The sequence below is a fragment of the Trebonia sp. genome (assembly GCF_049794275.1).
GTDB lineage: Bacteria > Actinomycetota > Actinomycetes > Streptosporangiales > Streptosporangiaceae > Trebonia.
In genome coordinates this window covers 1-4,170 of the sequence record NZ_JBARCR010000892.1, presented here as the reverse complement: position 1 = coordinate 4,170, position 4,170 = coordinate 1, and the positions used below count along the sequence as shown (strand labels likewise).

General features: G+C 69.0%; 5 protein-coding genes. 2 read left to right on the top strand and 3 right to left on the bottom strand.

The annotated features are described in order from the left end of the window. Positions 1–200: 200 nt before the first annotated feature. A complete protein-coding gene (locus WA805_RS22970; RefSeq protein WP_422273020.1) occupies positions 201–479 on the bottom strand; it encodes a YciI family protein in 279 nt (92 codons plus the stop codon). Next, entirely contained in the window at positions 472–1,167 is a 696-nt protein-coding gene (locus WA805_RS22965) for a glycosyltransferase family 2 protein (protein WP_425239161.1), read from the bottom strand. The genes WA805_RS22970 and WA805_RS22965 overlap by 8 nt, the downstream gene beginning before the upstream one ends. An 83-nt stretch (positions 1,168–1,250) precedes the next feature. On the opposite strand from WA805_RS22965, the gene WA805_RS22960 reads away from it, so the two are divergent. Together WA805_RS22960 and WA805_RS22955 are read left to right on the top strand one after the other, a co-directional pair. Further along, entirely contained in the window at positions 1,251–2,195 is a 945-nt protein-coding gene (locus tag WA805_RS22960; RefSeq protein ID WP_425243378.1) for a UDP-glucuronic acid decarboxylase family protein, read from the top strand. 117 nt (positions 2,196–2,312) lie between these two features. Beyond that, the gene (locus WA805_RS22955; RefSeq protein WP_425243377.1) at positions 2,313–3,650 is read left to right on the top strand and encodes a UDP-glucose dehydrogenase family protein; all 1,338 of its coding nucleotides are present in this window, start codon (positions 2,313–2,315) and stop codon (positions 3,648–3,650) included. On the opposite strand, the gene WA805_RS22950 is transcribed toward WA805_RS22955, so the two are convergent. Beyond that, the coding region (locus tag WA805_RS22950; RefSeq protein ID WP_422339706.1) for a hypothetical protein at positions 3,628–4,170 on the bottom strand (543 nt) is incomplete at its 5' end. The genes WA805_RS22955 and WA805_RS22950 overlap by 23 nt on opposite strands.

Sequence of the window (4,170 nt, the reverse complement as noted above, 5' to 3'; positions counted from 1 at the left end):
CAGGCGGTGCTCGAGCCGTGCGCCGCGGCGCTGGCCGCCGCCGTCAGGGACGGCGCGCTCGGCCGGATCACCGTCGAGAAGGCCGACGGCGAAACCGTGCACGACTCGCCGCTGGCTGCCGCCCTGGAGTCGGCAGGCTTCCGCCCCACCCCCCGCGGCCTGCGCCTGCGCGGCTGACCGGGCCCGCGGACCGGGGTGGCCTAGCCGGGGTCGGGGGTGGCTTCGTGCCATTCGCGGACGTGGTAGCCGCTCACCACGCCGGCGCGGAGGAACGGGTCGCCTGCGGCGAACTCTTCGGCGGCCTCGCGGGTGGTGCAGATGGCCATGGAGCCGGCGCGGTCGGTGAACGGGCCGAGCGACAGCAGCACGCCCCTGGCCATGAACTCCCCGTACCAGGCCCGGTGTGCCGGGAAGTTCTCCGCCGCCAGCGAGAGGTCGCCGCTGTCGTAGAACACCACGTACCGCACGCTGTTACCCATGGCGCGTGATGAACCGCTCTCTGAGCAGGATCCACAGCGCCTCGACGCCGTCGTGCCAGGTGAGCTTCTTGCCGGCCTCGCGGCGGCGCGCCTTGTAGCTGATCGGCATCTCAAAGGGCCGGATACCGCGGCGCAGCAGCTTGCCGGTGACCTCGGCTTCCACGCCGAACCCGGTCTCCTTGACGCGCAACTCCCGGTACAACGGCGCGGGTATCAGCTTGAAACAGGTCTCCAAGTCGGTGATGTAACAGTTGAACAGGACGTTCGCGAAAGTGGTGACTGCCTTGTTACCGAGGACATACAGGTACGAATAGGAATTGTGGCTGCCGAAGGTCCTGGTGCCGTAAACGACCTCGGCATCCCCGGTGAGCACGGGCGTGAGAAGCGAGGGGATCTGGGCCGGCGAGTACTCCAGGTCGGCGTCGCACATGATCAGGTAGTCGCCGGCCGCGACGGCAGCCGCGGTGCGGATCGCGGCGCCCTTGCCCTGGTTGCGCTCGTGCAGATGGATGCTTACCCGTGGATCGCTCTCGAAGGAGTGGTACAGGTCCCTGGTACCGTCGGTGCTTCCGTCGTCCACCACGACGAGCTCGATCTCGCAGGGGAAATCGACGCTGAGGACCTCCTTCATCGCGGAGGTGACGGTCGTGAACTCGTTGTAGACAGGCATGAGGATCGAAAGCTTCACGCAGGTGACGCTACTGCACAGCGTCATATGGTGAAGAGTTCCTTAGTGCGATCTGAACAGCTAATTGGCTAGATTGCTACCTCATGGATCGCAAACGGACTCTCGTCACCGGCGGCTCGGGTTTCATCGGCTCCCACCTGTGCCAGCGCCTGCTTGACATGGGCCACGACGTGCTCGCCGCGGACAATTTCTACTCCAGCGACCGGCACAACGTGCACGAGCTGCTGCCGAATCCGCGCTTCGAGCTCATGCGCCACGACGTGACGTTCCCGCTCTACGTCGAGGTCGACGAGATCTATCACCTCGCCTGCCCGGCGTCGCCGGTTTACTACCAGCGGGACCCGGTCCAGACGACCAAGACGTGCGTGCACGGCTCCATCAACATGCTCGGTCTCGCCAAGCGGCTGGGCGCGCGGATCCTGCTCACCTCGACGTCCGAGGTGTACGGCGACCCGGCCGTGCACCCGCAGTCGGAGTCGTACTGGGGCAACGTCAACCCGATCGGCATCCGGTCCTGCTACGACGAGGGCAAGCGGGCCGCGGAGACGCTGTTCTTCGACTATCACCGGCAGCACGGCCTGCCGATCAAGGTCGCGCGGATCTTCAACACCTACGGGCCAAGAATGCAGCCAGACGACGGCCGGGTGGTATCGAACTTCATCGTGCAGGCCCTCAAGGGCGAGCCGCTCACGGTCTTCGGCGACGGCTCGCAGACCAGGTCGTTCTGCTACATCGACGACATGGTGGACGGCCTGATCAGCCTCATGAACTCGCCGCGGGAGGTGACCGGGCCGGTCAACCTCGGCAATCCCGGCGAGTTCACGATGATCGAGCTCGCGAAGCAGGTCATCGCCCTGACCGACAGCGACTCCGAGCTGCAGCACCTGCCGCTGCCCGCCGACGACCCGGTACGCCGCAGGCCAGACATCAGCCGCGCGCGGGAAGTGCTGGGCTGGGAGCCGGCCGTGCCGCTCAGCGAGGGGCTCGCGCGGACCGTCGACTACTTCCGGGGCGTGCTCAACAGTTAGCATCCGCCTCAGTTGGTTGCGGCGTCCTGAGAGCGGCGAAACGATGAGTGTTTCTGCCGGGCAATGTGCCAGGGCAAGGCGTGAATGGCAGGGAGCGTGAATGGCAGGGGATAGCGGATGCGGCTGACGGTGATCGGAGTCGGATACCTCGGCCTGACGCACGCCGCCTGCATGGCGGACCTCGGGCACGACGTGCTGGCGATCGACACCGATCACGAACGTCTCGCGCGGATATCCGGCGGCGAGATGCCGTTCTTCGAGCCCCGGCTCGAATCGCTGCTCCGGAAGGGCCTGGAGACGGGCAGGCTGCGGTTCACCACCTCGAAGGAGGAGATCGGCGAGTTCGGTGACGTGCATTTCCTGTGCGTGGGAACGCCGCAGGGAGCCGACGGCGCGGCGGACCTCAGCCATGTGACGCACGCCGCGGACGCGCTCGCCCCGCACCTGCGGCGGGGGTGCCTGATCGCGGGGAAGTCCACGGTCCCGGCCGGGACGGCCAGGAAGCTGCTGGCCAGGATCCGCGCGGCGGCACCGGCCGGCGCCGAGGTCGACCTCGCGTGGAATCCGGAGTTCCTGCGCGAAGGGAACGCCGTCCAGGACACGCTGCGCCCTGACCGCTTCGTCTTCGGGATCACGTCGCCGCGGGCCGAAGCGCTGCTGCGCCGGGTCTACGAGCAGCCGCTGGCCGCCGGGATCCCCGCGCTGACCATGGGCCTCGAGACCGCCGAGCTCGTCAAGGTGTCGGCCAACGCGTTCCTGGCCACCAAGATCTCGTTCATCAACGCGGTGGCCGACGCCTGCGAAGCGGCGGGAGCGGACGTGACGCAGCTCGCCGCGGCGCTGGCCCATGACGAGCGGATCGGCGGGCGGGCCATGTCCCCCGGTCTCGGCTTCGGCGGCGGCTGCCTGCCCAAGGACATCCGCGCGTTCCGCGCCGCGGCCGCGAGCCTGGGGGCCGACTCCATGGTCAGCCTGCTCGGCGACGTCGACGAGATCAACAAGAGCCGCCGGTCACGGGTGGTCGACATGGCACGCGACGCGGTCGGCGGCTCGCTGGCGGGCAAGCGCGTCGCCGTGCTCGGCCTGGCGTTCAAGCCGAACAGCGACGACATTCGCGACTCACCCAGCCTCGACGTGTGCGGGCGGCTGGCCGCCGAAGGCGCGATCGTGTCGGCGCACGATCCCGTGGCGCTGGAGAACGCGTCCCGGCTCCGCCCTGACCTGCGTTACGCGAAGTCCGTGTTCGAAGCGGCGGAAGGCGCGGACCTGGTCCTGCACCTGACCGAATGGACCGAGTACCGGTCCATCGAGCCGTCCGCGCTCGCTGAGGTGGTCGCGCAGCGCCGGGTGATCGACGCCAGGTGCGTGCTCGACGCGCGGGCCTGGGAGGCCGCGGGATGGACGGTGCGTACCATGGGGCGGTCCGCGAACCTCAGGGACGCAGTCGCCAGCTGAGCACGCCGTCGATGTGCGAGGCCGGGCTGCCGTAGAGCCGGGTCAGCAGCCGCGCGACCGGTGACCGCGCGCCGGTGACCGCGACGATCGCGGCGGTGTGCCAGGATCCGATGACGGCGCGGATCTCCGCATCGGGCAGGCCACGGGGATGCTGTCCCAGATAGACGCTGTCCAGGTACCTGGCGACGTCGCTCGGCTGGCTGTTGGCCTGGAAGAAGAACGAGGCCTGTCCCGTCGCGGTAGGCCCGATGAAGTAGCCGCCGATCATCGCGCCTGGCTGGCCGGTATCCGCCTGCCAGCGCAGCACTTGCGACTGGCCGCCGGAGGGGAACGGCACGATGAGCACCGGCGCGTCCGACGGGAGCCGCAGCGCGCTGAAGGTCGGCTGCCAGCCGGCCGGGACCTGCGCGACCGGGGTGGCCTGGTAGGGCAGCGGTACCAGCGGCAGGACGGCGAGCACCGCGACCGCGCCGAGCGCGCCGCGGGTCCAGCCTCGTGCCCCCGGCCAGCCGCGCCAGCC

Coding starts and splice junctions, on each gene's coding strand:
- WA805_RS22970 (WP_422273020.1), bottom strand. CDS start 479: ATGGGTAACAGCGTGCGGTACGTGGTGTTCTACGACAGCGGCGACCTC.
- WA805_RS22955 (WP_425243377.1), top strand. CDS start 2,313: ATGCGGCTGACGGTGATCGGAGTCGGATACCTCGGCCTGACGCACGCC.
- WA805_RS22960 (WP_425243378.1), top strand. CDS start 1,251: ATGGATCGCAAACGGACTCTCGTCACCGGCGGCTCGGGTTTCATCGGC.